The sequence below is a fragment of the Exiguobacterium sp. s163 genome (assembly GCF_018617135.1).
In the GTDB taxonomy this organism is placed as follows: Bacteria; Bacillota; Bacilli; order Exiguobacteriales; family Exiguobacteriaceae; genus Exiguobacterium; species Exiguobacterium profundum.
The window spans coordinates 1,086,158-1,112,951 of record NZ_JACSJN010000001.1; the positions used below are offsets into that span (position 1 = coordinate 1,086,158).

Below are 26,794 nucleotides of genomic sequence, written 5' to 3' on the forward strand. Positions count from 1 at the left end.
GGACGGTGACGAAAAATGGAAGAGAGATTGGCTTCTTTGTTTCATGCGTTAGCCGACCCGAACCGGTTGCGGATGATCGAATTGTTACGGAAACAAGAGTGGACGGTCGGAATGATGGCAAATCAGCTTGGGATCAGTCAACCGCAGACATCGAAGCACTTGCGAATTCTGTATGATGCAGGTCTCGTCACAGTAACCATTGATGCCAATCGAAGACGTTATGCACTCAAGTCTCAAGCACTCGAACCATTAGATGCTTGGCGGACCTATATGGCTCGGGAAACAGAGCGACTCGATCGATTGGAGACGTTTTTAGCGGAGTCACAGCGAGAGGAGAATGGATCATGAGTACGGTCAAATCACATATAGAGGGCACGACATTGATTATGGAACGTCTGTTCAAGGCACCACGCCAACTTGTATTTGAAGCATTCTCGACACCTGCACATTTAGAGAAATGGTGGGGACCGTCCGGATGGGAGACGAAAGTATACAGCTTCGACTTCAAACCGGGGGGGATTTGGCATTATTGCATGACTTGTGTCGACAAAGAACAAGGTGACTTTTATGGTATGGAATCATGGGGCAAATCAACCTTTATCGACATCGATCCATACTCCCAAATCGTCTATACGGATGCATTCTCGGATGCGGACGGACACGTCAATCCGGACTTGCCTGTCATGACGATCACAAATGAATTTCTCGATACATCGGAAGGCACGTTATTCATTAGTCGCTCCGAATTCCCGAATGAAGAGGCTCTCCAACAAGTCGTCGAAATGGGCGCTGTCGAAGGGTTCACTTCCCAACTCGATCGTCTCGAAGCGATTGTAAGCCAGTAAAAAACATGCACCGTTCCCGAAAAGGAATGGTGCATGTTTTGATTCATCTGAACTGCCGAAACAATCCATCAAGCTGTTCTCGCGTAATCCGTTCAAACGTATCTCCGATGCTTACTTCGGTTGAACAGTGTCCGTCTTTTTCAACAAGATACCCCGTAATGCCTACTCCTGTTTCTTCTTGGATGCGCGCAATCTTCTCACCAAGCTCTTCCTTCTCCCCTTGAAAATGAAGATGGAACATATTCGTGACCGGGATGCGTGGAGTCGTCCACACGCCATCGAGTTCATTGAAGCGTGCTGCTAAGCGGACGGCCTCGTTTCGATACTCGGCCATCTTGTCTTTTCGTAGCTCATAATAATAATCCGCAGACAGGATGTATGGATATAAGCTGATCAAGTCACCACCGTAGCGTCGCTTCCATACTTTCGACGTGTCACAAAATGCCTTCGGTCCAGCAAGGATGGCGCCGGCAATGCCACCGATTCCTTTATAAAACGAGACGTATACGCTATCAAAGAGCGCACAAATCTCAAAAGCCTCTTTTTCATAATACGGAAGCGATTCGAACAGTCGTGCACCATCCAGATGTAGATGAATCCCTTTCTCACGACAGTGTTCATGAATTGCCACAAGTTCCTCGAACGTCGGCAATTCCCCACCGATTTCTCGTTGTGGCAGTTCGAGCAACAGACACGCGATGTCCGGTAACGCTTGAATCTCTTCGAGCGTCATCAATCGGTTTTCGTCCCCCACTAAAATCGGTTCGATGTGATGCAACTCTTTTAAACCATCCTGCTCATGAATTTCAAGGTGGCACAGCGGGTGATATGCGACCTTTTTCTTCCCTGTCTCATCACACCAAATGCGTAGCGCAATCTGCTGTGCCATCGTACCGCTTGGAAAGAATACTGCCGACTCTTTCCCAAGAACCTGTGCCATCTTCTCTTCGAACTGTCGAATCGTTTTCCCCTGTCCATACTGATCACTCGGCTCATCTTCACGCACATGCTCAAATGCGCGTTTCAATACCCCGGCTTCCCGTTTGCCGTGACCGCTCAATTGAACGTTCGTCTGACGATACGTGTCTGCCAATCGCTCCATTCTTTCCCCTCCTCGACAAATAAGCTCCCTGTCAGTATAACAGGGAGTCCTCTCTTCAGTCGCGAATGCGGACGATGAGTTTACCGCGCACTTTTCGCGTTTGTAGTTTTTCGAGACCTTCTTTCAATTGGTCGAACGACAACACTTCTGTGACGAGATCGTTCAGTTCACCTGCATCGAGCAAGTTCATCATCTCTTCGGCCATATACGCCAAGTTGCGAATCGCATGTTCGTCCTCGCTCGCATGCGCCGCCCCGAGTGCCACTTCGTGAATCGAAGGAGATAACGTGAAGCCTTTCATGTTCGTCATGTCTGGTGGCCCGGCGATGTAGGCGAGGTGTCCGCTGAATGCGAGACGATCTAGGTCTGCTGTCGCAACGTCTCGTCCGACTGTATTCAAAATCAGGTCGACACCACGTCCATCTGTTTCTTCCATGATCCGTGCCGTCACGTCCTCGACGTTATAATCAATCACCACGTCCGCCCCGAGTGATTCTACCCACTCAACGTTCTCAGGAGATGCCGTCGTGAATACCTTCAGACCAAGCCGTTTTGCAAGCTGAATCGCAAATCCACCGACACCGCCCGCTCCTGCGTGTATGAGAATCGTCTCCTTATCTCGCGTGTTCAGCTTCTGCATGACCGCTTCATATGCTGTCATCCCCGCACACAGGATAGAAGCCGCCGCCTCATCGCTTACACCTTGCGGAACGACCGCACACGCCCGGGCATCGACGACCGTATACTCGGCGAATCCCCCATATTTCGAAAGATCCGTATGAACAGCCACACGCGAACCCGTAATGATGTTGGCGATACTCGAACCGACCTCAACGACTTCTCCGACGAGGTCGACACCGAGAATGTGTGGATATGACCAATTCGGGTTTCCGTTTGATCCGACTTTATAATCGACCGGATTCAAGGCGACCACTTCGACACGAATCAACAGTTCTCCCGCTCCTGGTGTCGGTCGGTCGATTTCTCCAATATGCAGATGATCAAGACCAGGTTGATCGAGTAGCCATGCTTTCATGTTTAGTAAGCTCCTTCCGAATACGTGAGTTCGTATGAGTGTGAATAAATTTCAACGAGGTTGCCGAATGGATCTTCGCAGTACACCATGCGGTACGGTTTTTCACCTGGGTAGTATTCACGAATCGGCATCCGTTGTCTCCCGCCGTGAGCGACAATCTTCTCGACGAGCCCTTCGATGTCAGGGTCTTGTACACAGTAGTGGAAGATCCCTGTCTTCCAAAACTCGAAGTTGTCTTCTGGTGTTTCGTTGTTCGGAAATTCGAACAACTCAATCCCGATTCCGTCTCCCGTTGACATATGAGCGATTCGGAATTTGCCCCAGCCCGGTCCGAAGACGTCGGTACACATCACACCGATTGGCGAATCATCCTCGACGACGTCTGATGGTGTCATAATCGTATACCACCCCATCACGTCCTCATAAAATTTTACGGCCTCAGCGACGCTCGGTACAGAAAGACCGATGTGTGAAAACGTTCTTGGATATGTCATGTTTCATTTACTCCTTTTTGTTTGATCAATTTAGCGGGTAACGATAAGATACTGTCATTGAAGCAAGAAAAAAAGTACGCACATTGAAGTAACTACCCGAAAGTGAGGTTCCTTGAACATGACCACATCGTTCCCCGTCAACCGCGCACTTGAGATTATCGGCGGCAAATGGCGCCCCCAAGTGTACTGCACGCTTCAAGATGGACCGCTTCGTTTTTCTGATATTCAACGAGCGATTCCGGACGTCAGCCGAAAAGTGTTGACCGACCAATTGCGCGAGCTCGAGCAGCTCGGCATGGTTCGCCGTGTCGACTACTCGACCGAGAAGCACCTGCACGTCGAATATTCATTGACCGAAGACGCCCTCGGACTGCAACCCGCCATGAATGCCCTTTGTTCATGGGGAGAGTGCCACGACAAAAAATAATCCCGAGCCACATGGCCCGGGATTATTTTTATGAGGCGAACAGACTAATCAAATTCCCATCCGCATCGTACAGGATGGCGTAACGTTGACCCCAGAACGCATCCCACGGTGCTTTGTGTGACGCATAACCTTGTTCAAGGATTGAGTCATACAAAGCATTCAATGACTCACGACTGTCACATAAAAAGGCAAGCTCGATTCGATGCCCGTCTGCCTGTTTCCATTCCCCGTATACCGATTCGGCCACTTCTACCGTATCGAACGCGAGACGCACGCCTCCTTCGTCAATCTCTACATGTGCTTCCCCGTTCATCGCTTCCGGAATCTCAAACCCGAGCGCCCGATAGAAATCGAGCGACCGCTTCATATCCGTCACGACGATCCCGACCATGTTTAATTTGACTGCCATCATGTTCCCTCCCCTTATTTTCATGATACGATTTGAGTGTAGCATGACCAATTCGATCAGAGACGAGGAATTTCAATGAATTATACGTTTCAACCACTCACCCAAGAGCAAGCCGAACGTATCGCCTTCGAGTGGCGCTATGAAGGCGAATACGCGTTTTACAATATGGATGCTGACGAAGAAGATCTCGCCTTATTTTTAGATGCAGATGAGCGAGGTGATACAACGTTCGCCATTCTTGACGACGAACTCATCGGTTTCGTCACGTTGCAATTCGAATCAGTAGACGCTGTTTCTATCGGTCTCGGCATGCACCCTGATTTGACGGGGAGCGGCAACGGACATCGATTCCTCACGTCAATCATAAATTGGATTGAGGCGACATATGGGACTCGCACAGTGCGTCTTGCCGTCGCCACGTTTAATAAACGGGCCATCCGATTATACGAGTCTCTAGGCTTCATCCCACAAGACACGTTCATGCAGGAGACGAATGGTGGTGTGTATCCGTTTCTTTCAATGACACGTGAACAAAGCGAACCCCCGAACAACTGATGTCCGGGGATTTTGTCATGTCCGCTGTTTCTTCTGAATATAAGAAAGACCGAGCGCTCCAATTAAAATCGTCCCTTTGACGATGTCTTGCGCATAATACGGCACGTCCCACATCGTCAGTCCGTTCAAGAGAATTCCAATCAAAATAGCTCCAATCAATGTCCCGATCACGTTCGGGCGCCCTGTCCCAAAGACGGCGTAGCCGATGTAGGCAGCCGCGACAGCGTCCATCAAAAGGGGTGCTCCAGCCGAGACTTGTCCCGTACCAATCCGAGATGCAAGAATGATTCCGCCGATGGCTGCAAACAATCCGCTGAGTACGTAGGCGTACAACTTGATTCGATTCACGGCGATCCCGGAACGACGGGCCGCTTCGGCGTTCGACCCGACGTAATAAAATTCACGCCCGGTCCGCGTATAAGTCAAGAATAGATGTGCTCCGATAAAGAACACCAGCATGAGCAGGGCGACGAACGGAATCGGACCGATCGTCCCTTGACCGATGAATAGAAATGACGGGATGAAACGCCCTGGCGCCGTCCCCCCTTCAATCGGCATGTTGTCATAAATCGAGAATCCTTTCGTATACGTCAACTGAATCCCGTTAATGACGTACATGATGGCGAGTGTCGCTAGTAAATCCGGTAATCGGAATTTGATTGTGACGAGCGCGTTCAACAGCCCGACGAGAATCCCGAGTGCAAGTGGGATCAGCAGAGCGACGAGAATCCCGAGTGCAAGTGGGATCAGCAGAGCGACGAGAAGCTCTTGTCGATGAAGGACGAGACTTGCCGCTGCCCCGATTGTCGCAAGACTCGCCGTCGAGCCGACCGACAAGTCGAATCCTCCGACGATGAGCGAAAACGTGACGCCGAGGGCAAGTAGCGAAACGATTGAAACCGATTTGATGATGTCACTAAAGTTTGCGTATGTCAGAAATTGATCGTTCGTCACGGTAAAGACCGCAATCAAACTAAGGATTGCGAGTAACGTTCCATACTGACCGATATGACCGCTGATTCGTTTTCGTTCTTTGACTACTAACTGTGCCATGTCATGCGCCTCCTTTCTCTGCAAGTTGTCCACGGTCGAGCCAAAGAATTCGATTGGCGACCCGTTCGAGCTCGTGTCGCTCACTCGAGGTGAACAATACGGTCTTCCCTTGTTTCGCGAGTGCAATGACGCGTTCATATACGTCTTGTTTCGCTGCGATATCAATTCCTTTTGTCGGTTCGTCGAGCAGATAAATGTCTCGGTCTTCGAGTAACCATTTGCTAAAGACGACCTTCTGTTGATTTCCACCACTCAGCTCACGAACCGGTTGTTTCACGTTCGCATAACGGACGCAAAGCGATGCCAATACGTCCGAAACGCGAGTTGCCTTTCCTGCGACAGCAATCACGTTCCGCTCAATCGTCTCGTCTAGAAATAATCCATGACGACGTCTCTCCTCTGGAACGAGTGCAAATCCTAAACGTACGGCGTTTTCCGGTTCTTTGATCACATGTTCTTTTCCATCGATTGTGATGGATTGACGAATCCCAGAAAGACCGAACAACGCTTCCATCAGTTCCGTCTTCCCACTCCCCGTCAATCCTCCAATCCCGAGCACTTCTCCGCGATACGCTTCAATCGAAATCTCGGATTGGAACGCCGGAAGGGTCAACTGCGCGGACAAACAAATCGTGTCTTCCGGCACCGCCTTTTCTAACGCCGCATCAAATGTTGTCCCACTCAAAAATGTCTGCACCGCTTCTGAAGAGAGCGATTGGTACGGTCCATCGTACACGACACGTCCGTCCCGAAGAAACGTAGAGGTCGACGTGACCCGGGTGAGCTCGTTTGAACGATGCGTGACCAATACAATCCCGACTCCTTCTGCCGCAAGCTTCTGTAACAATTCCAGTAAGGCGTCGGCATCCGTTTCCGATAAGGCAGCGGTCGGTTCGTCGAGGAGCAAATACTTGGCATCGCTCTCGAGTGCCCGAGCGATGAGAAGGCGCTGTTTCACGCTTAGCGGGAAGTGACCGGCTGGACGCGTTGGATCGACCTCTAAACCGACTCGGGACAACACACGTTTCGCTCGCTGTTTCAAACGTTGCGGACGAATCCGTTTCACCGTCTGCCATGGAAGGACGTTCTCATATACAGGCAAGTCCAAATAGAGCGCATCATCGACTTCTTGTGACACCGTGATGATGCCATGACGAATCGCTTCCGCTGGTGTGAGGCGGATTGATTTTCCATCAATGGACAACTCGCCGGACGTCGGTTCAGCCGTTCCGTTTAGCAGTTTGATGAGCGTACTCTTACCGGCCCCGTTCAGACCGAGAAGCCCATGAATGTCTCCCGGCTTTAAACTGAAGGATAGTTGATCGAGCACCGTGACGTCACCATATTGTTTCGTGATTCGTTCCAAGCGAATCATCAGTCTGTCTCCTTCATCCAATCCGACCATGCCGCATTCGATTCGCCCCAACCTGGCACGTACTGTCCAAGGTCATCCATCGTGACAGGCTCATTCGGCAAGACATCACGGTCCACTAGATATGGGTCGACCGAATGAATGGAAGGCGTTTCTTCCCCGACCACTTTTTGATAAGCGTATCGGACTTGAATGCGGCCGATTTCGGCTGGATCTGTGGCAGCTGTCACTTTCCACGGACTCCCCTCTTCTTGCATGAGTTGCAAGTCTTCGTCACTCAAATCAATCCCGTAAACGGCAATCTCGTCACGGCCAGCCTGCTTGATGGCACGGCTCGCCCCTTTGGCGAACTCATCCCACATCGCAAACACCGCATCGATTTCGCCTTCTGGATACTTCTTCAAAATCGCCTCCATCTGGCTTTGCGTATCGAGCGCCGTGTTGTTCGTCGCCGAACCGAACTTCGCGACTTCCTGGATGCCCGGATAGCGTTTTAAGAATGCATCATAAATCGTATGACGGCGTTCCATCGGTGTGAATCCACCGACCCAAATCGTGACGATGTTCCCTTCCCCGTCTAAATCTTCCGCGAGTGCTTTGAGTGAGCGCCATGCGAGTGAATAATCGTCTTGGTCGATGACCGTCACGCCTTCATTCGTCAAATCGTTATCGAATGCGACAACTTTGATGCCTTTGTCGAGCGCCCGTTGAACAGGCTCTTTCAAGGCATCGGCACGTCCGTGGTCAATCAAGATCACATCGACTCCTTGCGTCGTCGCCGTATCGACATAACTCGCCATTTTCGACAAATCATTTTCGGCGTTATACACTTTCACGTTGCCACCGAACGCTTCGACTTGCTCGGTCACCCCTTCGATATACTGCGAAGAGAACGTCCCGATCGACATCTGCATGACGAGGGCGACTTCTAGATTTTTCGGAAGCGTCTCATTTGAGACGTTGACGGTTTTCGCTTCCGTTTTACTTGTTGTCGTAGTCGTTTTCGGTTGAGCCTGTTCGTTCGTGCATCCGGCAAGTGCCAGGATGACGGTCAACAGGAAGAAGATGATTTTTTTAGACATATGTGTTTCCTCCTACATGTTCTACAATGACCGACTCAGTCGGTTCGAGCACACCTGTCTCTGTAATTAGACCGGTAATCAGTTCGGGTGGTGTCACATCAAACGCCGGATTGAAGACGGTGATGCCGACGAGTGCCGTCGGATGTCCCCCGATATGGGTCACTTCATGCGCGTCCCGTTCTTCGATTTGAATCGTGTCATCTGCCTCTAAATCGAATGTCGAATGCGGAGCAGCCACATAGAATGGGATGCCGTAATGCTTCGCCAAAATCGCAAGCTGGAGTGTTCCGATCTTGTTGGCCGTATGACCGGTACGGGTGATGCGGTCCGCCCCGACGATGATAGCATCGATTTGTTTCGTCTGGATGGTCCAGGCCGCCATGTTATCTGTAATCAGTGTGACATCGATATCTGCCCGGTCGAGCTCCCATACGGTCAGTCGTGCTCCTTGAAGCAGCGGTCGCGTTTCGGACGCGAACACCCGAAACGGGATGCCACGCTCTTTCCCGACATAGAACGGCGCGAGCGCGGTACCGTATCGTGACGTCGCGATGGCACCGGCGTTACAAATCGTCAAAACGTTGCCACCAGCGGGTAACACGGTGAGCGCATGTTCCCCAATCGTGCGATACGTAGCCACGTCTTGTTCATAGATTTCAATTGCACGATGCTTGATCGCTTTTGCAATCTGTTCAAAGTCCTCCCCCACATTCAATCGAAGGAGTGATTCGATGACATGCTGTAAGTTGACCGCGGTCGGTCTTGTCGCAATCAACCGTTGACCGACTTGATTCAATTGGAGATGAAAATATGGATTATCTTGCAGACGTGACGCTTCTTTCGCAAGGACAAACGCTCCGAAATAAGCGATGGCCGGTGCACCGCGAACTTGAAGCGACTTGATTGCCTGCTCGGCCTGTTCAAGCGTCAACACTTCGACATAGCGCTCTTCTTGCGGCAACAGCGTCTGATCTAAAATCGTCAACACTTCCGTGTCGGCATCGAAATGAATACTTTGCACACTCATACGCGCACCTCCGACAAGACTGGAATCAATTGATCGATGGATTGAATTTGATGGCGCTGTTTGATGAGACGCGTACCGAGCTCTAAGGCGTGGCGTTTCCGTTCGATGCGAAGGTCGTCTGGTAATGTCTCTAAGTCGGCGACTCCAGCCAGACCGACAGTCCGCCGAATCAATTCGCAGCCTGCGTAGCCGATGGCGTCACTCAAAATGGATGGCAACAGTTCGTCCACGAATCCTACTGTGTTGAACGGCTCTGCGGCCTGTGTAAAGTGGGTACGGAACGTTTTTTCGAACGTCTCCCAGACGGTGAGTACTTCTGTGAAGCGTTCGAATCGTTTCAACGGATGCGCATACGTTGAGAACACCAGATGAGCAATGATTTGACCAATGTCAAAGCCGAACGGACCGTAAAACGCAAATTCGGGATCGATAATTTTTGTTTCTTGACGGGTCGCAAAAATGCTTCCTGTATGTAAATCCCCGTGCAGTAGCGCTTCGTGCTTCGTCACGAACCCAACCTTCAATTTGGTCACTTCAATTTTCAAAGCGAGGTCTGACCAGAGTTGCTCCACATCCGGACGAAGGACTGGCTCGATTTGATTCGATTCTGCGTCGCGATACGGGTCGGTGAAGATCAGTTTCTCCGTGATATCGCATAGTTCTGGATTGTAATACTCTTTTTCAATTTGTTTCTTCACGAGTGGTCCATTCGCGTAGTCAGACGTCGCAAACAACGTTTCCCCGAGGAACGTACCGACGTGGCGGGCTAAGTTCGGGTAGCTCTCTCCTTTTAGGAAGCCGGTGCGGACGATTTCGAACGATGATAAATCTTCTAAAATCGTATAGGCGAGTTCACGGTCACTACCGAGTACATCTGGTACAAATTGTGGTACGACTTTTGAAAACTCACGGAGTGCCAGTTGTTCGATCCACGAACGATCAAGCGTGAGCGGCCAACTCTCTCCAACAACTTTTGCGTACGGCAACGCTTGTTTCACGATTAATGACGTTTCTCCTTGACGAATGCGAAAGACGAGATTTAAATTGCCATCCCCAATTTCCTCACATTCTGCAATCCCCTCTTCTAGTAACCCTAACTGTCGAACGTGTTCGACGACACTCTGTTCTGTAAACGCCTCGTAAGCCATGATGGTTTTCCCCTTTCTTAACTCTATGCATGAAAAAAGCCCCTTTCTCCGCGAGAAAGAGGCACACCCAAATTGGTTGTTCCTCTCATCTTTCAGACATGTGTCTGGTGGATGTAGCACCGTGCCAAATGGTCGGTTGCTGCGGCGTCTTAGGGCCAATTCCCTCTGCCAACTCGCGATAAGAGTAAATGATGTAATTGTGTTTGACGTGTTGAGACGAATATTACGGACTAGGCATGCTAGTTGTCAATCCTCTATTTTCAGTCGCCCACTTATTTTCGACACGCATATATAGAAACATTATTTTTAAACTTTTTTTCTCAAAAAAAGGAATTGACGAGTGAGCGATTCTATGTAAAAATTCAATTAAATTTCACAACTTCACAACTATTCTTATCAAGAGCAGACGGAGGGACAAGCCCGATGATGTCGCAGCAACCGACCAGAAATGGCACGGTGCTAATTCTTGCAGCTAACGCTGAGAGATAAGAGTTCATTGTTTTTTTGAATGACCTCTTGCCTTGGCATGAGGTCATTTTTTGTTTGACCTGAAAGGAGGAACTTATGGGAATCATCGCTACTTATGAAATCAAACATACCGATCACGTCGAGCGTGTAGCTGAGAAAATCGCACATGAGCTGACCGTCGGGACATGGACCGAGTTGAACCATCTCGAACAATATCAACTGCAAGCGTTCCGAGGTGAGGTCATCGCCACGTCCCAACAAGAAACGACAAGTCGCTTCTCGATTCGCTACCCGCTACATAACGTGACACCGGACTTTTCGTCCATTCTGACGACGACATTCGGAAAACTGTCGCTCGACCCAAACGTCAAACTCGTCGACCTCTCGCTTCCAGAGGAGCTCGAACCGGACTTTCCGGGTGCCGCATTCGGAGTCGAAGGGGTCCGCGACATCCTTCGAGTACACGACCGACCGCTCGCCATGAGCATCTTCAAAGGCGTCATCGGACGGGACCTTGATTTTTTGGCGACACAACTCCGGGACCAGTTCGCAGGTGGCATCGATTTCGTGAAAGACGACGAGATTTTATATGACAATCCGCTCACCCCATCGCTCGAACGGGCTCGGATTGGAGCATCGATCATTCAAGAACATAAAGAATTGACGGGTCGTTCCGTTCTATACGCAGTGACGTTGAGCGGTCCCGTTTTCACCTTACGCGACCAGGCGAAGCGATTGATTGAGGCAGGCGCGACCGCATTGTTGTTCAACGTGTATACGTACGGGCTTGACGCATTGCGAGAGCTCGCCAAAGATTCTGAGATTCACGTCCCGATTTTGGCACATCCCGCTTTTGCAGGAGCGTTGACCGGATCGATTCATCATTCCCTACTCTTCGGGAAACTGATTCGACTCGCCGGGGCGGACTTGACGCTCTTCCCTTCGCCATACGGTTCGCTGTCGACACCGAAAGACGAAACACAACAGATTCAAACGTATGCGACGGAATCCCATTGGACGAAACCGATTCTGGCGGTCCCCTCTGCCGGGATTCACCCAGGACTCGTCCCGGATTTGATTCGTGACTTCGGAACGGATGTCGTCATCAATGCCGGCGGCGGGATTCACGGACACCCAGACGGTGCGGCTGCCGGAGCGAGGGCGTTCCGCCAAGCGATCGATCAGGCAATCGGTAAGACGAGCGAGACTGATGCCTTAACGACTGCATTAGATGCGTGGGGTGCGCGATGAGTACGCACGTCATCTGTGATTTCGACGGGACCATCACGGAAGAAGATAACATCATCGCGTTGATGCGACGGTTCGCCCCACCTGAATGGGTCGAACTCAAAGATGGTGTGTTGAACCAAACGCTCTCCATTCGCGAAGGCGTCGGTCAGATGTTCAGCTTGCTCCCAAGTAACCAGCAAGAGCAGTATCGTGAGTTTCTTCAGTCGACCATCACGCTTCGAGCGGGGTTTGTCGAGTTTTTGCAAGAGACCCAGTCGCACGGCTTTCGATTTGATGTCGTCAGTGGGGGCATGGACTTTTTCGTCCATCCGATTTTAGAAGGTTACGTCGCACCGGAACACATCTTCTGCAATCACGTTGATTTTTCAGGAGAGACAGCGCGCGTCACATGGCCTCATGCATGCGATGTTCATTGTTCGAACGACTGCGGATGCTGCAAGCCGACGATTGCTCGACAGATCGTCTCACCTACCGACACGTTGATTGTCATCGGGGACTCCGTCACCGACTTTGAAATCGCCAAACGTGCCGACGTCGTGTATGCACGGGGGCAATTGATTTCGCTATGTGAGGCGGAAGGAATTCGACATGTTCCGTTCGAGACATTCTACGATATCTCAGCTCACATGAAAGGAGTGAACGTATGACTGTGCAAGAACGGTGGGGAGAACTTGCCGACATTAAAGACGAGCTCGCCGCACGAGACTGGTTCCCCGGAACGAGCGGGAACCTGGCGATCCGCGTATCGGACGACCCGTTGACGTTCCTCGTGACGGCAAGCGGTCGTGATAAACGAAAGCGCACCGATGAAGATTTCGTCCTCGTTGATGCGACCGGTCAATTGATTGGAGAGCAGACAGGCAAACCGTCCGCGGAAACGTTGCTACACGTCGAAATTTTTAACAACACGAACGCAACCTGTTCACTTCACGTGCATACGGTCGACAATAACGTCATCTCGGAACTGTATGCAGCAAAAGGTCACGTGACGTTCACAGGTCAAGAAATCATCAAGGCGCTCGGTTATTGGGAAGAGACGGCAAGTGTCCGGATTCCCATTATCGAAAATCACGCGGATATCCCGACGCTCGCCCGCGCGTTCGCGCTACATGTCACAGGCGATGCCGGTGCCGTCCTCATCCGGAACCACGGGATCACCGTTTGGGGCGAAACGCCCGCTGCGGCAAAACGTTATTTAGAGGCATATGAATTTTTGTTCAGCTATTCATTAAAATTACGCGCCCTAGGCGTCCATTCATAAGGAGGAATTCAACATGGCAACAATTTATTTTCAACAAACCGAAGAACGCGTCAGTGATCAACAAGAGGTACGTGACTTTTTAGAATCACGAGACATCCTTTACGAAGCATGGGATATCGCGAAATTACCGGCTTCCCTTCAAGAAAACTATCAACTGACAGACGAGGACAAAGAAACTATCTTGGCGACGTTCCGTGACGAGATTCAAGATGTGTCGGCACGACGCGGCTACAAGACGGCTGACGTCATCTCACTATCCGATTCGACACCGAATTTAGATGAACTGCTCGTCAACTTCCAAAAAGAGCATCACCATACAGATGACGAGGTTCGTTTCATCGTCAGTGGTCACGGCATTTTTGCAATCGATGATGCTGAGCGCGGATACTTCAATATCGAGCTCAATCCGGGTGACCTCATCTCCGTACCGGTCAACACACGTCATTACTTCACGTTGCAAGAAGACCGTCAAGTCGTCGCCGTTCGCATTTTCGTGACGACTGAGGGGTGGGTGCCGATTTACGACAAAGAGAATGTAACTGCATAAGAAAAGGTCTCTCGCTTAAAAACGAGAGACCACTTTTTATTGTTTGACCGCTGTCGGTTTCGATGAGAACCAGCCCCATGTCGCAATCCCGACCATGACCGACCAGAAGAAAATCGTCCAAGCTGTCGAGTGGACGAACCCGTCTGGGAGTCCCATGAATTCGAATGGTGTTCCGGCAATCAATTCCTTGAAACCAGGGTGTTCAAGTACGAGCACCGTCAACTTGACCCCGACCCAACCGACGATGATGAAAGCGGCCGTTTCAAGTGTCGGACGCTGATGAAGCAACTTGACGAAAATCCGAGCTGCGAATCGCATCAAGACGACCCCGATGAGTCCACCTGTCAAGACGACGAAGAACTGACCCGAGTCAATCCCACCGATTTCCCCGAGACCAAGCGGTTTGACACTCACAGCGAGCGCGACTGCTGCCAAGATTGAGTCGACCGCAAAGGCGATGTCCGCAAATTCGACTTTTGCGACAGTGAGCCAAAATTCTTTCTTCGACACCGGCTTCTCCGTGACAGCCGTCTCTTCTTTCGCTTCAGCCGCCAAGTCTTGCTTCGGTTCTTGGCCTCGTGCCTTATACGTCATATACAAGTGTCGACCACTCATTCCAATCAGATAAAATGCACCAATCGCTTGAACTTGCCATACGTTGATTAAGAACGAGATTAAGAACAATGCGATAAATCGGAAGACGAACGCCCCGAGGAGTCCATAAAATAATGCCTTTTTCTGTTCTGTACGCGGTAAGTGTTTAACCATGACGGCCAAGACGAGCGCGTTGTCTGCAGATAACAAGCCTTCTAAACCGACGAGCACGACGACGATCCAGGCGTACTGCAGGATTAACTGCCAATCCATAAAAACATCTCCTTTTTTCTTTCAATTCCTTCATATTTAAGAGTGATCTATTTTTTAAGTTCACAGGACCATTTTATTCCCGTTCACAAAGTAAATCAATCCTCTTTCTTCAATATCTGAAGGATTTTTTCCGATTGCATATTCAAAACATGTTATGAGAGCAAAATCATACCCGTTCAGCCATCATTTCGTGATAAAATCCTAACAAGAACGAGTGGTGCTTTAAATCGCTCGAAAAAAGGAGAATCCGATTATGTCTACAAGCCATGTCGCTTTACCTACTAAAGCAGAACGACATAAATTGTTCGGGTCGGTCCCACCGATTAAAGGAACAAAGCCGACCGAAAAAGAACAAATGGTCGATTTACAAAATACACCGAAAAACTTCTTGTTCGCCCTCGACAGTGTTGGGATCTCGAACGTGAAACATCCCGTGAACGTCGAGACGCCAGAAGGAGTCCAGTCAACGGTCGCCACATTTGAATTAACGACATCGCTCGTACAAGACCGTAAAGGGATCAACATGTCTCGTTTGACAGAGCAGCTCGACGCGTACCATCAACAAGGGTGGACGGTATCAAACCGTTCGTTAATCGAGTTCGCGCAAGAGCTCGCCGAGCGTATGGAACAAACAGAAGGCCAATTGACAATCCGTTACCCATGGTTCTTCACGCGTAAAGCACCTGCGACAGGTCTTAGCGGTTTGATGAACGCGGACGTCATGCACCGTGTGACATATAACCTCGAAACGGGCGTCGCAAACGTGACAGTCGGTCTCGTCATCAACGTCACGACGCTTTGCCCATGTTCAAAAGAAATCAGTGAGTACAGCGCCCATAACCAACGTGGGTACATCACGATCGAAGCCGGTCTTGATGAGACATCGATGGACGGATTCGATTGGCGTGCAGCCCTTCTCGATGCAGCGGAGTCAAACGCCTCAGCACCACTTCACCCTGTCCTCAAACGTCCGGATGAGAAACGTGCGACTGAAATCGCATACGAAAACCCACGTTTCGTCGAGGATATGGTCCGCTTGATCGCGGCTGACTTGTACGAGATGAAACAAGTCGTGAACTTCTTCGTCGAATGCCGTAACGAAGAGTCGATTCACCAACACGACGCGATTGCATCGATCACATTCGATAAGCGTCAAGACGCATAAAAAATGCGGAACCTCTGTTAAAGAAGGTTCCGCATTTTTTATAGACTTGTCACGAGTTCAATCGTCAATAGGATGATGATGAGCATCACCCACACTGCCCAGACGAGTCGCCACTTCTCCCAGTCAAATCGCTTCATCACTGCATAGACCGTGAGGTAGAGCGCAAGGAGAAGCGGTACGACGACCCAAGGATTCTCTAGCATCACGCCTCGATGTCGCCGTCCCAAGCGAGCATTCCGCCGTCGACATTGACGACTTTATAACCTTGCGATTCTAAGTAATCACACGCCGTCTGGCTCCGTCCACCTGAACGACAGATGACGTGATAGACATTATCTTGTGCCAACTTTTCTGTCACTTGTGGGAATTCCGATAATGGATAGAGTGGTACGTTCGGGATATGCCCTGCCTCATATTCATCTTGCTCGCGCACATCGATGATATGGAGAGACTCCCCGTTCTCTAATTTTTCTCTTAATTCTGTCGCATGGATGCTTTGCATACATAGTTCCCCTTTCAATCATGGATTCCTCTTTTAGTTTACCTCAGCTTATGCTCCGACAAACTCCAGTTGATGGTCGTCTCAGCGTCACAATAAAATCCCTCGAGCTCGCATCGTTCGACGACCTGTTCGATCAACGCGCGATTGCCACAAAACAACGTGAAATGGCTATCCCAGGGTGGGACGATGAGCCATTCGTGTTGATAACCGAAAAACGTCCGATGTTGCATGCCCCACATATCAGCGGCTAGCGTCTCACTGAGATGGATGAGATGCCGTTCCGTACAAAATTCGTCTCCGGTCCAGATCCAGCCTTCTCCCATCTCCAAAAGTACACGCAACACTTGATTCTTTAGCAGATCCGACAGTTCCCCTTCACCTGGTGGGAGCACATTCTCACGTTCGCAATATTCAATGATGCGATTCGCCCCTGCTCGATCTTCGGCATGTGGTTTTAGCGCCCTAATCATCGTTCGGAGCGCATGATCGATACGGCTCACGTCACGAAAACCTAGTCTTCGCCTCATCTCTTCCCATGTAACGGCCCGAAATTGCTGTTCGACCTCGTTTTTGTCCAGATCGGCATAACAATCAACCGCGGCGGAGTGATCTATTGGAGCAAGGAATGGATGAAACGCGATGAAGACCGTTTCAAATACCCCTTCATAATACGTCTTAATTGGGTAGTCATCCCCACCACCAAACATGGCGTAACGATGTCCTTCAGGTAACAAAACGCTCTCATCTAGTTCGTCCATTTCAACACTCCTTTCTTGAATAGTTTATAACGGACCATCAAAAAAAGCACCCTTCTATAAGAAGGATGCTCCGGACTTACGCTTCGTTGCGCTCGTCGATTGCTTGTGCTGCTGTGATGAGCGTCAATTTGTAGACGTCCTCTTCGTTACAACCACGTGATAAGTCGTTCACTGGTTTGTTGAGACCTTGAAGGATTGGACCGATCGCTTCGAATCCACCGAAACGTTGAACCATCTTGTAGCCAATGTTCCCTGCTTCAAGACTTGGGAAGACGAATACGTTCGCCTTACCAGCAACGTCAGAACCCGGTGCTTTCTTCGCCGCTACGCTAGGAACGAATGCCGCATCGAATTGAAGTTCTCCGTCGATTGGAAGGTTCGGTGATTTCTCTTTCGCAAGGCGTGTCGCTTCCACAACTTTCTCTGTTTCAGGTGACTTCGCAGAACCCTTCGTCGAGAAGCTAAGGAGCGCAACTTGTGGGTCGATGCCGAACGTCTTCGCTGTCGCTGCCGACAAGAACGCGTTCTCTGCTAAGTCCGCCGCGTCCGGTGCAATGTTGATCGCACAGTCCGAGAAGACATATTGCTCGTCGTCACGTACCATGATGAACACACCTGACGTCTTTTTGATGCCTGGTTGCATTTTGATGATTTGTAGTGCCGGACGTACCGTATCAGCCGTCGCGTGCATCGCGCCTGAGACAAGACCTTCTGCTTTGCCTGTGTGAACGAGCATTGTTCCGAAGTAGTTCACGTCTGATGTAAGGAGTTCGCGTGCTTGTTCAGCCGTCGCTTTCCCTTTACGACGCTCGACGAATGATTCGACGAGAACGTCGATGTCTTCGTATGTCGCTGGGTCATATTGTGTCAAACCTGAGATGTCGAAACCGTGTTTCGCCGCAACCGCTTCGAGATCTGCTTTCGCACCGACGACGATCGGTTCTACCATACCGTCTGCTTTCAATCGAACAGCGGCTCCAAGAACACGCTCATCGATACCTTCCGGGAAGACGATGGTTGGACGAACCGGGCTAACTTTTTGCTTCAACGTTTCAAATAATTTCATAACGAATGAACCCCTTTTCTCAATTTACAGCATGACTGCTAATGGTTTTGCCGTTGACTTGTGTCTTTACGCGATTTCAATTATACACAGTACCCTTTTCAAAATAAACTATTCTGCCCATTTCGCCATAAATCGCCTAGAATCAATCATTATATGAATAGAACAGTTTCGACAAATCGACTGATACAGCCATTTTTGTAGCCGTTTTCATGTTTCTGTCCTCTGTTCTTTACCCGTCATGAATCGTGATAACCCTCACAGTGCCTCAAAGTTGCCAGTCAGTGAAGCGTGTATGGTAAAATAGACGGCGAAGCCAAGTCCCGAAAGGAGATTTTTTTATGTCAGAACGTCCAGTACCTACAACAGATACACAACATGCCGCCGCCACATTAGACGGATGGTATACACTTCATGATTTCCGCACGATTGATTGGGCTCGTTTGAAACTCGTCGATGCTGAAAAGCGTGAACAGATGATTGAGGAGTTCACTGCGTTCCTCGCCTCACTTGAAGAAGTGGAAGCAAAAGGTGAAGGAAGCCACGCCTTCTACTCGATTCTCGGCCAGAAGGCGGACCTCGTCTTGATGGTGCTTCGTCCAACATTCAACGAACTTGAAGACGTCGAGCGCGCATTCCGCAAAACAGCGCTATACGACTATATGATTCCGTCGTATTCATACGTGTCGGTCATCGAGCTCGGGATGTATCGCGGATCTGGAGACGGGGACCCGTATCAAAACCCTCATATCCGTTCACGCCTCTATCCGACACTTCCAAAGGCCGCACACATCTGTTTCTATCCGATGAGCAAGGCTCGTCGCGACGGCGACAACTGGTACATGTTGTCGATGGATGAGCGCAAAGACCTCATGTATCGCCACAGCATGATCGGCCGTAGCTACGCTGGTAAGATTCAGCAGTTCATCGGTGGGTCGACTGGATTCGACGCATGGGAATGGGGCGTCACACTCTTCGCTGAAGATTCACTTCAGTTCAAGAAAATCGTTTACGAGATGCGTTTTGATGAAGTGAGTGCGAAATACGGTGAGTTCGGCGACTTCTACGTTGGGAACATCTTACCGAAAGAAAATTTGAGCACATTCTTTAGCGTGTAAAAGGTTTACGCGTATAACACCTCGGGAATTAAGGATGATGTAAGCAAGTTATCCTGATTAACGAGGTGAACAACGATGCGCGTGTTTAAAGAAACCGATCGTGACACTGCGGAACGTTTAGATTCGTTCATCGAACGAATGGCACCGACAGCAGAATTAGTCCAACATCGATTTGAAGAGCAACTCAAACATACACAGCAAAAGGGTCAGGCGAGCGCCTGACCCTTATTTTGTCGTGGTGACGTGAAGTGCGTCGCCTAAGAAAGTAGCCAATTCCAGCATTCCGTAGCGTCCCGCTTTCGCTTCAGCATCGGAATTATAGTTCGTGTTCGTATTGACGTCATAGGCGTAGACGTTTCCGTATCGGTCTCGAATGATCTCAATCCCCGCAATATCGATCGCATTCGCTTTCAAGAACTGTTCGAGCTTTGGAATGATCGGGTCATCGAATCCTTCGACGATTTCAAACTTCGCCGGTGGCGTCTCCCCGACCGGACAGAACTGGTCTTCAATCGAGCAGGCATCAGCAGGACAGAGCTCGAATCCTTCCGACGTATCGACGCGCACCGCATACAGGAACTTTCCGCCGATGAATTCGCAGCGGGTAATATACGGTTCCGGGGCTTCGATATACTGTTGAATGAGCGTGATGCCGTCAACCGAGTCCTCGAACGAGGGACCATATACATATTCTTTGAGTCCTTCGATCGTATGGAACAATTGGACCCCGAGTCCTTTTCCGGCACGGTTATGTTTCGTGATGAACGGTGTCAAACCTAACTGCTCAGCCGCTTCGATGATTTGCGCCTTACCGACTGCCGCAATCGTCTTCGGCACGCGAATTCCTTCACGTCGAAGCGCCGTGTATTGATTGACTTTGCTCACTTCGAGGCGGATGGCACGTGTGCCGTTAAACACGGTCCGGTCATTTGCCTCTAACCAAGCGAGGACGCCTTCCGTCAATTCTGGTGCGTACCGATGCCCACGTGTGTGCGAGGAGGCACTCATCCGATTATAAAAGACACCTTCCGGGGGCATTGCTTCGAGGTCAATCGTCCCTTGGTCCAAGTGCCACAATTCATATGGCAAGTTCAATTCTTTTAAACGGTGGACAAGGTGGTTCGTCCATTCTTCGTTTTCATGAATGACGTGAATTTTAGACATCATCATTCCTCCTTCTATGATGTGTTTACTTTACCATATTCATAACCGACAATTCCAATGTGTATGGTTTGCCTAATCCTCAATTCTGAAATATCAGACGATTTCATGGTATAATGAACTTAAGAGTATTGTTTCAGAAAGGAAGTGTTGTGTTTGCCCGTACCTGTTATAAGTACTGATGTACTCATTTTACTCTTCGGTCTACTTCTCGTTGCCGGTGTCATGGCGACACGAATCTCGACTCGATTCGGCTTGCCCGCCTTGATTTTATTTATGGGAATCGGCATGATCATGGGAAGTGACATTACTGGTCTCATCTTCTTTGACGACTCGAATTTAGCGCAGCTGATTGGAGTCGCTGCCTTGATTGTCATTTTGTTTGAAGGGGGTCTTCAAACGAAATGGTCATCAATCCGGAGCGTCCTCGCCCCTTCTGCCTCGCTGGCGACGCTTGGAGTATTGATTACTACAACAGTGGTCGCCGTGGCCGTTCGTTTCGTATTTGGTTTCGATTGGATTGAATCTTTCTTGTTCGGTGCGATTATCGGTTCGACCGACGCAGCGGCCGTCTTTGCCGCATTTAAAGGAAAGAATATCTCACCGAAAGTCGGTGCGACTCTCGAAGCCGAGTCCGGCACGAACGACCCAATGGCGATGTTTTTGACGATTCTCGCCCTCGACTTCATGATGAAGCCGGATACGACCATTTGGGACGGAATTTGGATGTTCGCCCTTCAAATCGTTGTCGGGGCATTAATCGGCTTCATCCTTGGACAACTGTCTCGCCTCATGTTGAACCACTTGAGACTTGATTCGAGCGGACTGCATGCCGTCCTCATGATTTCCATGGCGTTCCTTACCTATGGTGTCACAGCTTACTTATTGGGAAGCGGATTACTCGCCGTCTATATCGCCGCCATGATTGTCGGAAATGCGGATACAGCGCATGAAGTGACAATCGTCCAATTCTCAGAAGCGCTCGCGTGGATCATGCAAATCATCATGTTCGTCATCCTTGGGTTACTCGTCTTCCCTCGTCAACTCATCGAGCCGGATTTGATTTGGAAAGGACTACTCATCTCATTCGTCCTTATGTTCTTGGCACGTCCGATTGCCGTCTATTTATCGACACTTGGCATGTCATTTACGAGAAAAGAGAAACTATTTATCTCATGGGCCGGGCTAAAGGGAGCTGTTCCAATCGTCTTAGCTACATTCCCTTTAATTGCCGGTATTGAGGACAGTCAACTCTTATTCAATGCCGTCTTCTTCGTCGTCGTGACGAGTGCTTTGATTCAAGGGACGACGTTGACACCGCTCGCTGAAAAATTGGGGTTACTCGGACCGGATAAAATCCGTTCTCCCTATACGATCGCCCTCGTCTCGAGTAAACAGTCTCAACATAAGCTCGTCCCTTATGTTGTCACGGAGAGTTCTTCGATGATTGGCAAGACGCTAGCGGATATCACACTCCCACCAAACACTGTCGTGAACGCCATCGTCCGAAACGAATACTTGATTCCACCGAATGGACAGACATCCATCGAAGAAGGCGACCTTTTATATGTGCTCGCTTCGATGTATCGTCATGATCAACTCGACCAAACATTTGGTGAAGATGGGCTAGACCGAGTGGAATTATGAGTAAACGAATAACCGGCGCCTCATTTGAAGCGCCGGTTTTCTTATGCGTGTAAGTGTTTTGCTGATTGAATCAACGTCTCAACATCTTCTGTCCGTCCTTCATGAAGTGCCTCGACGATGAAACTCCCGACGACGACACCGTCACACGCTTGTCCCAACGTCTGCACTTGCTCCGGACGATGGACTCCGAATCCTGCTAAGACGGGAACACGTGACTGCTCAGTCAATCGAGTTAAGTAGGCGAGAAGCTCGTCCGGGAATACATCCGCTTTCCCGGTCGTTCCTTTGAGCGTGACCGCATACACGAATCCTTCTGCTTTTTCTAAGATGGACGTTGTCCGCGCCTCACTGCTCGTCAACGTGACGAGCGGAATGACGGCGACGTCATGCCGATTAATATCTGCGAATAACTGGAGACTCTCCTCAAACGGAAGGTCAGGAATAATGACCCCGCTCACCCCACATTCGTTCGCCCGATCAAAGAACGGTTGGACCCCGAACCGAAACACTGGATTCAAGTAGGTCATCAAGACGATTGGAACGTTAAATTGATCATTTCCTTCTATTAAATGGTTCAATACCATTTCAAGCGTCACACCTGCTTCAAGCGCGCGCATTCCTGCCGCCTCAATAATCGGTCCATCCGCTACCGGATCAGAGAAGGGGATCCCGAGTTCAATCGCCGTCGCACCCATCCGTTCTAGTTCCACGACGGTCGGGATGAGCCGGTCCATCCCGCCGTCACCGGCCATGATATACGGAACGAATGCCGCTCCTTCTCGCTGTCGAATCGCTGTCTCTAGTTTCATCGTGTCGCCACCTTCTCTCGGATTGTATGGACGTCTTTGTCTCCGCGCCCTGATAAACAAATCACCAGTGTATCGTCTTCTCCCATCGTCTTCGCGAGCGTCTCTGCATAAGCAAGGGCGTGTGAAGACTCCAATGCAGGAATGATTCCTTCTTGTCGGCTGAGTGCGAGACACGCATCGAGTGCCTCGTCATCCGTGACGGCCGCATAGCGCACCCGCTCAATATCTTTCAAGAAACTGTGCTCCGGTCCTACCCCTGGATAATCGAGTCCAGCTGAAATGGAGTGCGCTTCCTCGATTTGACCCGCTGCGTCTTGCAAAACATACATGAGCGACCCGTGTAAGACACCGACTTCCCCTTTTGTGAGGGTCGCTGCGTGTTTATCCGTATCAATGCCACTTCCTGCCGCTTCGACACCGTAGAGCGCGACCGACTCATCGTTTAAAAACGGATAGAACATCCCCATGGCGTTGCTCCCTCCGCCGACACAAGCGACGACGGCATCCGGAAGGCGTCCCGTCTGTTCGAGGATTTGACCACGTGTCTCTGTCCCGATCACGCTTTGGAAATCACGTACCATCTGCGGAAATGGATGCGGTCCGAGAACAGAACCCATCACATAGTGCGTATCGTCGACATGTTTGACCCAGTAACGGAGCGCTTCATTGACGGCATCCTTTAAGGTGCGACTTCCTGATTTGACAGGGACGACTTTCGCCCCAAGAAGTTCCATCCGAAACACGTTCAACGCTTGTCGCTCGACGTCGAACTCACCCATGAAGATGGTACATTCTAAATCGAGTAGTGCGCATACTGTTGCCGTCGCGACACCGTGTTGTCCCGCGCCTGTCTCCGCAACGACTTTCTGTTTCCCCATCCGTTTCGCCAGGAGCGCCTGCCCGATCGTATTGTTGATCTTATGGGCACCGGTATGGTTCAAGTCTTCACGTTTCAAATAGACATTCGTCCCGAGGCGACGACTTAGGTTCGACGCATAATAAAGTGGCGTCTCACGTCCCACGTATTCACGTAATAAGGAAGAGAATCGTTCTTGAAACTCAGGATCTTGCTTCGCCTCTTCATAAGCGACCTCTAATTCTTCGACCGCCTGCATGAGCGTCTCTGGAATGTACTTCCCACCATATTGTCCAAACTTCCCGTTCACTGGTTGTGCATACATCATAGTTCCTCCTTGGCGCGTTGAATGAACGCACGAATTTTTTCGATATCTTTCACACCGTCCGTCTCGACACCGCTCGAGACGTCGACGCCGTCTGGTTGGATGAGTTGAATCGCTTGTCTCACATTCTCCGGGGATAGCCCGCCCGCTAGCCAAAACGGACGCTGCGGCCGGTCGATTGCACCCCAGTCTAACACCTGTCCACTTCCCGGATTCGGATGATCCATCAATCGTACATCTGCCGTCTCCTCGGTCGACGCATCGATGATGGGCAATCCGAAGATACGGAGTTGTTCCATTGACTGCGTCCGATGGTGAATTTGTAAATCCGTCAGTCCTACATTCAACGTTTCCTCAATCTCTTCCATTGAAGGACTTAAAAACACACCAACGATTCGAACCGATTCCGGGATGTGTGCGGCCAGTGTCTTCGCAGTCGCCACGTCGATTTGACGGGAACTCGGGGCGAAGACAAACCCGATTGCATCCGCTCCCGCCTCGACCGCCGCCTCAACAGCTTCCTTTGTTTTTAGTCCACAGATTTTAACGAACATGTTTTCAACTCCTCGAGTAACCGGGTCGGGTTCTCTTCACGCATGAGTGCTTCCCCGACAAGAATGGCGCTTGCCCCAGCTTCTTGTAAACGCGCAGCCGCCTCGACCGAACTGACCCCGCTCTCGCTGACGAATGTGACCTCAGGATAGCGTTTCATCAAATCAATCGATGTTTCGAGGGATACCTCGAACGTTTTTAAGTCTCTGTTATTGATGCCGATCAACACGTCATCAAGTTCGAGGGCGATGCGCAACTCCGCCTCATCATGTACTTCCACTAAGACGTCGAGACCGATGGAGCGCGCATATCGCGTCAACTCCTGAAGACGTGTCGGATGGAGTGCCGCCACGATCAAAAGTGTCACACTCGCACCGTAATGCTTCGCATAGTCGAGTTGTCGTTCATCGATGATGAAATCTTTACAGAGCACCGGGATGGTGACGACATCGGCAACTTGTCGCAAATCGTCAAAAGAACCGTTAAAGTACGTCGTGTCTGTCAAAACGGAGATCATCGTCGCACCAGCCTTTTCATATTGACGTGCTCGTTTAGCGACGTCGACCGTCTCCCGAATCATTCCTTTCGACGGGGACGACCGTTTGATCTCTGAAATGATATGGAATCCCTCGCTCATCACATGTAAGAGAGAGATTGGCTTCGTCACGGGGACATCGATGGGCTGCATGCCGCTAACCTCTTCCATTTTCGTTCCGATGATTTTTGTTAAATAACTCATGCTTCGACCTCCGTCCGTTGTAAGTTTTGTAATACCCGTAAGGCGTGTCCTTCATCGATACTACGTTTTGCCTCTTTTACTCCTGCACGAAGCGTCGCGGTTGTGCCATACGTGCAAAGGGCAAGTGCTGCGTTCAATAAGACGACGTCGCGTGCCGGCCCCGTCTCTCCGTTCAATACGGCGACGAGGGTTGCGGCGTTCTCTTCTGGTGTTCCTCCACGAAGCGCTTCGAGGGGCGCCCGCATCAAGCCGACATCTCGTGGGTCGACCGCATAACGCGCCGTCTGTTCCTCATCAAAGAAGTACACGTCGTTCACACCGGCGAGGCTCGCTTCATCGAGTCCACCTGCTCCATGGACGACCATACCTCGCTCCACGCCGAGATGACGCATCGCGGTCGCCATCTTCTCGAGTAACGATGGATGATAGACACCGACAAGTTGTCGTTTCGGGCGAAGCGGGTTCGTTAACGGTCCGATTTGGTTGAAGATGGTCGCCGTCGCGAGTCGTTTCCGGACCGGCATGACGTGCTTCATGATCGGATGGACATGCTGGGCGAAGAGGAAACTCAAGTTCGTCCGTTTCAAGTCAGCATGTACTTCCGCTGCCGTCTTCACGATTGGAACGTTCAGTGCCTCTAGGACGTCCGCGCTCCCGGATCGACTCGAGACGCTTCGATTCCCGTGCTTGGCGACCGGAATCCCAAGACCAGCCAGGACAAAGGCGACGGTCGAACTGATGTTGAACGTATGCGCCCCGTCGCCGCCGGTACCACACACATCGAGTACGGGTAAATCACTCTGGGGGAACTGTGCCGCTTCACGAATGTATGCCGCGAGTCCTGCCATCTCTTCTGCTGTCTCACCGCGCTCTTTCATCGCCAAAAGCACTCGTTCGATTTGCGCTTCATCCGCTTGGAACATTTCGCTGGCTGCCACTTTCATATCTGCTGTTGATAATGCGTTTGTCTCCAATTGTTGAATCATCGTCGGTTCCCCCTCTAAAAATGTGTATAAAAAAACTCCACACGACAGTCGTCGTATGGAGGACGGTTCAAGACCGCGGTGCCACCTCTCGTTGATTCAAAAGAATCCACTCTCCGATGCAATCACATCGTATCCCGATAACGGGGGAAACCGTCACGACCTACTCTCT

32 protein-coding genes, 2 riboswitches and 1 other annotated feature (1 of these 35 only partly in view) are annotated in these 26,794 nt (G+C 50.4%); of the genes, 12 read left to right on the plus strand and 20 right to left on the minus strand.

The genetic code is table 11. From position 1 onward, the window contains the following. Positions 1 to 15: 15 nt before the first annotated feature. On the plus strand, positions 16 to 348 hold the full coding sequence (locus KNO71_RS05595; protein WP_214685342.1) for an ArsR/SmtB family transcription factor: 333 nt from the start codon (positions 16 to 18) through the stop codon (positions 346 to 348). Beyond that, positions 345 to 845: an SRPBCC family protein gene (locus KNO71_RS05600; RefSeq protein WP_214687608.1), complete on the plus strand. Its 501-nt coding sequence runs from the start codon at positions 345 to 347 to the stop codon at positions 843 to 845. The genes KNO71_RS05595 and KNO71_RS05600 overlap by 4 nt, the downstream gene beginning before the upstream one ends. Before the next feature lie 43 nt (positions 846 to 888). Here KNO71_RS05600 and KNO71_RS05605 read toward each other — a convergent pair whose 3' ends face one another. Genes KNO71_RS05605 through KNO71_RS05615 form a run of 3 tightly spaced genes read right to left on the minus strand, consistent with a single transcriptional unit; the run spans position 889 to position 3,477 of the window. After that, entirely contained in the window at positions 889 to 1,947 is a 1,059-nt protein-coding gene (locus KNO71_RS05605) for a threonine aldolase family protein (protein ID WP_214687610.1), read from the minus strand. 55 nt (positions 1,948 to 2,002) lie between these two features. Next, the gene (locus KNO71_RS05610) at positions 2,003 to 2,983 is read right to left on the minus strand and encodes a zinc-binding dehydrogenase (protein WP_078147737.1); all 981 of its coding nucleotides are present in this window, start codon (positions 2,981 to 2,983) and stop codon (positions 2,003 to 2,005) included. 2 nt (positions 2,984 to 2,985) lie between these two features. Then, positions 2,986 to 3,477: a lactoylglutathione lyase family protein gene (locus KNO71_RS05615; protein ID WP_074035577.1), complete on the minus strand. Its 492-nt coding sequence runs from the start codon at positions 3,475 to 3,477 to the stop codon at positions 2,986 to 2,988. A gap of 118 nt (positions 3,478 to 3,595) precedes the next feature. Between KNO71_RS05615 and KNO71_RS05620 the strand changes: the two genes are divergently transcribed. After that, the gene (locus tag KNO71_RS05620) at positions 3,596 to 3,904 is read left to right on the plus strand and encodes a winged helix-turn-helix transcriptional regulator (RefSeq protein ID WP_078147739.1); all 309 of its coding nucleotides are present in this window, start codon (positions 3,596 to 3,598) and stop codon (positions 3,902 to 3,904) included. Positions 3,905 to 3,932: 28 nt separating this feature from the next. Here the strand turns inward: KNO71_RS05620 and KNO71_RS05625 are convergent, their stop codons facing one another. Beyond that, positions 3,933 to 4,313, minus strand: coding sequence for a VOC family protein (locus tag KNO71_RS05625; RefSeq protein ID WP_214687611.1), 381 nt, complete (start codon positions 4,311 to 4,313; stop codon positions 3,933 to 3,935). A 75-nt stretch (positions 4,314 to 4,388) separates the two neighbouring features. On the opposite strand from KNO71_RS05625, the gene KNO71_RS05630 reads away from it, so the two are divergent. Then, positions 4,389 to 4,868, plus strand: coding sequence for a GNAT family N-acetyltransferase (locus tag KNO71_RS05630; protein ID WP_078147740.1), 480 nt, complete (start codon positions 4,389 to 4,391; stop codon positions 4,866 to 4,868). A 15-nt stretch (positions 4,869 to 4,883) separates the two neighbouring features. On the opposite strand, the gene KNO71_RS05635 is transcribed toward KNO71_RS05630, so the two are convergent. The 5 genes from KNO71_RS05635 to mtnK are packed head-to-tail and all read right to left on the minus strand — an operon-like array spanning position 4,884 to position 10,550. Beyond that, positions 4,884 to 5,921, minus strand: coding sequence for an ABC transporter permease (locus tag KNO71_RS05635; protein WP_214687612.1), 1,038 nt, complete (start codon positions 5,919 to 5,921; stop codon positions 4,884 to 4,886). 1 nt (position 5,922) lies between these two features. Beyond that, the gene (locus KNO71_RS05640; RefSeq protein ID WP_214687613.1) at positions 5,923 to 7,296 is read right to left on the minus strand and encodes a sugar ABC transporter ATP-binding protein; all 1,374 of its coding nucleotides are present in this window, start codon (positions 7,294 to 7,296) and stop codon (positions 5,923 to 5,925) included. After that, positions 7,296 to 8,375, minus strand: coding sequence for a sugar ABC transporter substrate-binding protein (locus tag KNO71_RS05645; protein WP_214685336.1), 1,080 nt, complete (start codon positions 8,373 to 8,375; stop codon positions 7,296 to 7,298). Before KNO71_RS05645 ends, KNO71_RS05640 begins: the two co-directional genes overlap by 1 nt. After that, complete coding sequence (gene mtnA / locus KNO71_RS05650) at positions 8,368 to 9,402, minus strand: S-methyl-5-thioribose-1-phosphate isomerase (RefSeq protein ID WP_214685334.1); 1,035 nt, start codon at positions 9,400 to 9,402, stop codon at positions 8,368 to 8,370. The genes KNO71_RS05645 and mtnA overlap by 8 nt, the downstream gene beginning before the upstream one ends. Continuing rightward, positions 9,399 to 10,550, minus strand: a complete 1,152-nt coding sequence (gene mtnK / locus KNO71_RS05655; protein ID WP_214687614.1) for an S-methyl-5-thioribose kinase — start codon at positions 10,548 to 10,550, stop codon at positions 9,399 to 9,401. Before mtnK ends, mtnA begins: the two co-directional genes overlap by 4 nt. Positions 10,551 to 10,632: 82 nt before the next feature. After that, a riboswitch (SAM riboswitch) is annotated at positions 10,633 to 10,735 on the minus strand. 205 nt (positions 10,736 to 10,940) lie between these two features. Then, positions 10,941 to 11,042, plus strand: a riboswitch (SAM riboswitch). A 72-nt stretch (positions 11,043 to 11,114) separates the two neighbouring features. On the opposite strand from mtnK, the gene KNO71_RS05660 reads away from it, so the two are divergent. Genes KNO71_RS05660 through KNO71_RS05675 form a run of 4 tightly spaced genes read left to right on the plus strand, consistent with a single transcriptional unit; the run spans position 11,115 to position 14,077 of the window. Next, a complete protein-coding gene (locus KNO71_RS05660) occupies positions 11,115 to 12,269 on the plus strand; it encodes a 2,3-diketo-5-methylthiopentyl-1-phosphate enolase (protein WP_214687615.1) in 1,155 nt (384 codons plus the stop codon). Beyond that, positions 12,266 to 12,916: a 2-hydroxy-3-keto-5-methylthiopentenyl-1-phosphate phosphatase gene (locus tag KNO71_RS05665; RefSeq protein WP_078147746.1), complete on the plus strand. Its 651-nt coding sequence runs from the start codon at positions 12,266 to 12,268 to the stop codon at positions 12,914 to 12,916. The genes KNO71_RS05660 and KNO71_RS05665 overlap by 4 nt, the downstream gene beginning before the upstream one ends. Continuing rightward, complete coding sequence (locus KNO71_RS05670) at positions 12,913 to 13,530, plus strand: methylthioribulose 1-phosphate dehydratase (protein ID WP_214685326.1); 618 nt, start codon at positions 12,913 to 12,915, stop codon at positions 13,528 to 13,530. Before KNO71_RS05665 ends, KNO71_RS05670 begins: the two co-directional genes overlap by 4 nt. Before the next feature lie 13 nt (positions 13,531 to 13,543). Continuing rightward, entirely contained in the window at positions 13,544 to 14,077 is a 534-nt protein-coding gene (locus tag KNO71_RS05675) for a 1,2-dihydroxy-3-keto-5-methylthiopentene dioxygenase (protein WP_031422074.1), read from the plus strand. 36 nt (positions 14,078 to 14,113) lie between these two features. On the opposite strand, the gene KNO71_RS05680 is transcribed toward KNO71_RS05675, so the two are convergent. Then, a complete protein-coding gene (locus tag KNO71_RS05680; protein WP_214687616.1) occupies positions 14,114 to 14,944 on the minus strand; it encodes a TerC family protein in 831 nt (276 codons plus the stop codon). A 253-nt stretch (positions 14,945 to 15,197) separates the two neighbouring features. Between KNO71_RS05680 and folE2 the strand changes: the two genes are divergently transcribed. Further along, complete coding sequence (gene folE2, locus KNO71_RS05685; protein WP_012727487.1) at positions 15,198 to 16,109, plus strand: GTP cyclohydrolase FolE2; 912 nt, start codon at positions 15,198 to 15,200, stop codon at positions 16,107 to 16,109. A gap of 38 nt (positions 16,110 to 16,147) precedes the next feature. Here folE2 and KNO71_RS05690 read toward each other — a convergent pair whose 3' ends face one another. From KNO71_RS05690 to pta, 4 genes are all read right to left on the minus strand, one after another. Further along, the gene (locus KNO71_RS05690) at positions 16,148 to 16,312 is read right to left on the minus strand and encodes a hypothetical protein (RefSeq protein WP_168169878.1); all 165 of its coding nucleotides are present in this window, start codon (positions 16,310 to 16,312) and stop codon (positions 16,148 to 16,150) included. Further along, positions 16,312 to 16,611 (minus strand): rhodanese-like domain-containing protein, encoded by a 300-nt coding sequence (locus tag KNO71_RS05695; RefSeq protein ID WP_041917952.1) that lies wholly within the window; start codon positions 16,609 to 16,611, stop codon positions 16,312 to 16,314. Before KNO71_RS05695 ends, KNO71_RS05690 begins: the two co-directional genes overlap by 1 nt. Positions 16,612 to 16,649: 38 nt before the next feature. Further along, the gene (locus KNO71_RS05700; protein WP_214687617.1) at positions 16,650 to 17,369 is read right to left on the minus strand and encodes a DUF2711 family protein; all 720 of its coding nucleotides are present in this window, start codon (positions 17,367 to 17,369) and stop codon (positions 16,650 to 16,652) included. 76 nt (positions 17,370 to 17,445) lie between these two features. Beyond that, on the minus strand, positions 17,446 to 18,435 hold the full coding sequence (gene pta / locus KNO71_RS05705) for a phosphate acetyltransferase (protein WP_012727490.1): 990 nt from the start codon (positions 18,433 to 18,435) through the stop codon (positions 17,446 to 17,448). 338 nt (positions 18,436 to 18,773) lie between these two features. On the opposite strand from pta, the gene hemQ reads away from it, so the two are divergent. Further along, on the plus strand, positions 18,774 to 19,550 hold the full coding sequence (hemQ, locus tag KNO71_RS05710) for a hydrogen peroxide-dependent heme synthase (RefSeq protein WP_078147751.1): 777 nt from the start codon (positions 18,774 to 18,776) through the stop codon (positions 19,548 to 19,550). Positions 19,551 to 19,625: 75 nt separating this feature from the next. Beyond that, on the plus strand, positions 19,626 to 19,772 hold the full coding sequence (locus tag KNO71_RS05715) for a hypothetical protein (RefSeq protein WP_012727492.1): 147 nt from the start codon (positions 19,626 to 19,628) through the stop codon (positions 19,770 to 19,772). 3 nt (positions 19,773 to 19,775) lie between these two features. Here the strand turns inward: KNO71_RS05715 and KNO71_RS05720 are convergent, their stop codons facing one another. Continuing rightward, positions 19,776 to 20,714, minus strand: a complete 939-nt coding sequence (locus KNO71_RS05720; RefSeq protein WP_078147752.1) for an ATP-grasp domain-containing protein — start codon at positions 20,712 to 20,714, stop codon at positions 19,776 to 19,778. A 153-nt stretch (positions 20,715 to 20,867) separates the two neighbouring features. On the opposite strand from KNO71_RS05720, the gene KNO71_RS05725 reads away from it, so the two are divergent. Next, positions 20,868 to 22,358: a potassium/proton antiporter gene (locus tag KNO71_RS05725; RefSeq protein WP_078147753.1), complete on the plus strand. Its 1,491-nt coding sequence runs from the start codon at positions 20,868 to 20,870 to the stop codon at positions 22,356 to 22,358. A gap of 41 nt (positions 22,359 to 22,399) precedes the next feature. Here KNO71_RS05725 and trpA read toward each other — a convergent pair whose 3' ends face one another. Genes trpA through trpD form a run of 5 tightly spaced genes read right to left on the minus strand, consistent with a single transcriptional unit; the run spans position 22,400 to position 26,625 of the window. Next, positions 22,400 to 23,167, minus strand: coding sequence for a tryptophan synthase subunit alpha (gene trpA / locus KNO71_RS05730; protein ID WP_078147754.1), 768 nt, complete (start codon positions 23,165 to 23,167; stop codon positions 22,400 to 22,402). After that, positions 23,164 to 24,351, minus strand: coding sequence for a tryptophan synthase subunit beta (trpB, locus tag KNO71_RS05735; RefSeq protein WP_214687619.1), 1,188 nt, complete (start codon positions 24,349 to 24,351; stop codon positions 23,164 to 23,166). The genes trpA and trpB overlap by 4 nt, the downstream gene beginning before the upstream one ends. After that, positions 24,348 to 24,902, minus strand: a complete 555-nt coding sequence (locus KNO71_RS05740) for a phosphoribosylanthranilate isomerase (protein ID WP_078147756.1) — start codon at positions 24,900 to 24,902, stop codon at positions 24,348 to 24,350. The genes trpB and KNO71_RS05740 overlap by 4 nt, the downstream gene beginning before the upstream one ends. Further along, a complete protein-coding gene (gene trpC / locus KNO71_RS05745) occupies positions 24,878 to 25,639 on the minus strand; it encodes an indole-3-glycerol phosphate synthase TrpC (RefSeq protein WP_214687620.1) in 762 nt (253 codons plus the stop codon). Before trpC ends, KNO71_RS05740 begins: the two co-directional genes overlap by 25 nt. Beyond that, the gene (gene trpD / locus KNO71_RS05750; protein WP_078147758.1) at positions 25,636 to 26,625 is read right to left on the minus strand and encodes an anthranilate phosphoribosyltransferase; all 990 of its coding nucleotides are present in this window, start codon (positions 26,623 to 26,625) and stop codon (positions 25,636 to 25,638) included. The genes trpC and trpD overlap by 4 nt, the downstream gene beginning before the upstream one ends. Positions 26,626 to 26,680: 55 nt before the next feature. Next, positions 26,681 to 26,794, minus strand: a binding site (T-box leader); it runs 114 nt beyond the window's last position.

Coding starts and splice junctions, on each gene's coding strand:
- KNO71_RS05635 (WP_214687612.1), bottom strand. CDS start 5,921: ATGGCACAGTTAGTAGTCAAAGAACGAAAACGAATCAGCGGTCATATC.
- trpA (WP_078147754.1), bottom strand. CDS start 23,167: ATGAAACTAGAGACAGCGATTCGACAGCGAGAAGGAGCGGCATTCGTT.
- trpD (WP_078147758.1), bottom strand. CDS start 26,625: ATGATTCAACAATTGGAGACAAACGCATTATCAACAGCAGATATGAAA.
- KNO71_RS05595 (WP_214685342.1), top strand. CDS start 16: ATGGAAGAGAGATTGGCTTCTTTGTTTCATGCGTTAGCCGACCCGAAC.
- KNO71_RS05695 (WP_041917952.1), bottom strand. CDS start 16,611: ATGCAAAGCATCCATGCGACAGAATTAAGAGAAAAATTAGAGAACGGG.
- KNO71_RS05625 (WP_214687611.1), bottom strand. CDS start 4,313: ATGGCAGTCAAATTAAACATGGTCGGGATCGTCGTGACGGATATGAAG.
- KNO71_RS05615 (WP_074035577.1), bottom strand. CDS start 3,477: ATGACATATCCAAGAACGTTTTCACACATCGGTCTTTCTGTACCGAGC.
- KNO71_RS05720 (WP_078147752.1), bottom strand. CDS start 20,714: ATGTCTAAAATTCACGTCATTCATGAAAACGAAGAATGGACGAACCAC.
- KNO71_RS05670 (WP_214685326.1), top strand. CDS start 12,913: ATGACTGTGCAAGAACGGTGGGGAGAACTTGCCGACATTAAAGACGAG.
- hemQ (WP_078147751.1), top strand. CDS start 18,774: ATGTCAGAACGTCCAGTACCTACAACAGATACACAACATGCCGCCGCC.
- mtnA (WP_214685334.1), bottom strand. CDS start 9,402: ATGAGTGTGCAAAGTATTCATTTCGATGCCGACACGGAAGTGTTGACG.
- KNO71_RS05600 (WP_214687608.1), top strand. CDS start 345: ATGAGTACGGTCAAATCACATATAGAGGGCACGACATTGATTATGGAA.
- KNO71_RS05645 (WP_214685336.1), bottom strand. CDS start 8,375: ATGTCTAAAAAAATCATCTTCTTCCTGTTGACCGTCATCCTGGCACTT.
- KNO71_RS05665 (WP_078147746.1), top strand. CDS start 12,266: ATGAGTACGCACGTCATCTGTGATTTCGACGGGACCATCACGGAAGAA.
- KNO71_RS05605 (WP_214687610.1), bottom strand. CDS start 1,947: ATGGAGCGATTGGCAGACACGTATCGTCAGACGAACGTTCAATTGAGC.
- folE2 (WP_012727487.1), top strand. CDS start 15,198: ATGTCTACAAGCCATGTCGCTTTACCTACTAAAGCAGAACGACATAAA.
- KNO71_RS05680 (WP_214687616.1), bottom strand. CDS start 14,944: ATGGATTGGCAGTTAATCCTGCAGTACGCCTGGATCGTCGTCGTGCTC.
- KNO71_RS05610 (WP_078147737.1), bottom strand. CDS start 2,983: ATGAAAGCATGGCTACTCGATCAACCTGGTCTTGATCATCTGCATATT.
- trpB (WP_214687619.1), bottom strand. CDS start 24,351: ATGATGTATGCACAACCAGTGAACGGGAAGTTTGGACAATATGGTGGG.
- KNO71_RS05690 (WP_168169878.1), bottom strand. CDS start 16,312: ATGCTAGAGAATCCTTGGGTCGTCGTACCGCTTCTCCTTGCGCTCTAC.
- KNO71_RS05620 (WP_078147739.1), top strand. CDS start 3,596: ATGACCACATCGTTCCCCGTCAACCGCGCACTTGAGATTATCGGCGGC.
- pta (WP_012727490.1), bottom strand. CDS start 18,435: ATGAAATTATTTGAAACGTTGAAGCAAAAAGTTAGCCCGGTTCGTCCA.
- mtnK (WP_214687614.1), bottom strand. CDS start 10,550: ATGGCTTACGAGGCGTTTACAGAACAGAGTGTCGTCGAACACGTTCGA.
- KNO71_RS05715 (WP_012727492.1), top strand. CDS start 19,626: ATGCGCGTGTTTAAAGAAACCGATCGTGACACTGCGGAACGTTTAGAT.
- KNO71_RS05740 (WP_078147756.1), bottom strand. CDS start 24,902: ATGTTCGTTAAAATCTGTGGACTAAAAACAAAGGAAGCTGTTGAGGCG.
- KNO71_RS05700 (WP_214687617.1), bottom strand. CDS start 17,369: ATGGACGAACTAGATGAGAGCGTTTTGTTACCTGAAGGACATCGTTAC.
- KNO71_RS05630 (WP_078147740.1), top strand. CDS start 4,389: ATGAATTATACGTTTCAACCACTCACCCAAGAGCAAGCCGAACGTATC.
- KNO71_RS05675 (WP_031422074.1), top strand. CDS start 13,544: ATGGCAACAATTTATTTTCAACAAACCGAAGAACGCGTCAGTGATCAA.
- trpC (WP_214687620.1), bottom strand. CDS start 25,639: ATGAGTTATTTAACAAAAATCATCGGAACGAAAATGGAAGAGGTTAGC.
- KNO71_RS05640 (WP_214687613.1), bottom strand. CDS start 7,296: ATGATTCGCTTGGAACGAATCACGAAACAATATGGTGACGTCACGGTG.
- KNO71_RS05660 (WP_214687615.1), top strand. CDS start 11,115: ATGGGAATCATCGCTACTTATGAAATCAAACATACCGATCACGTCGAG.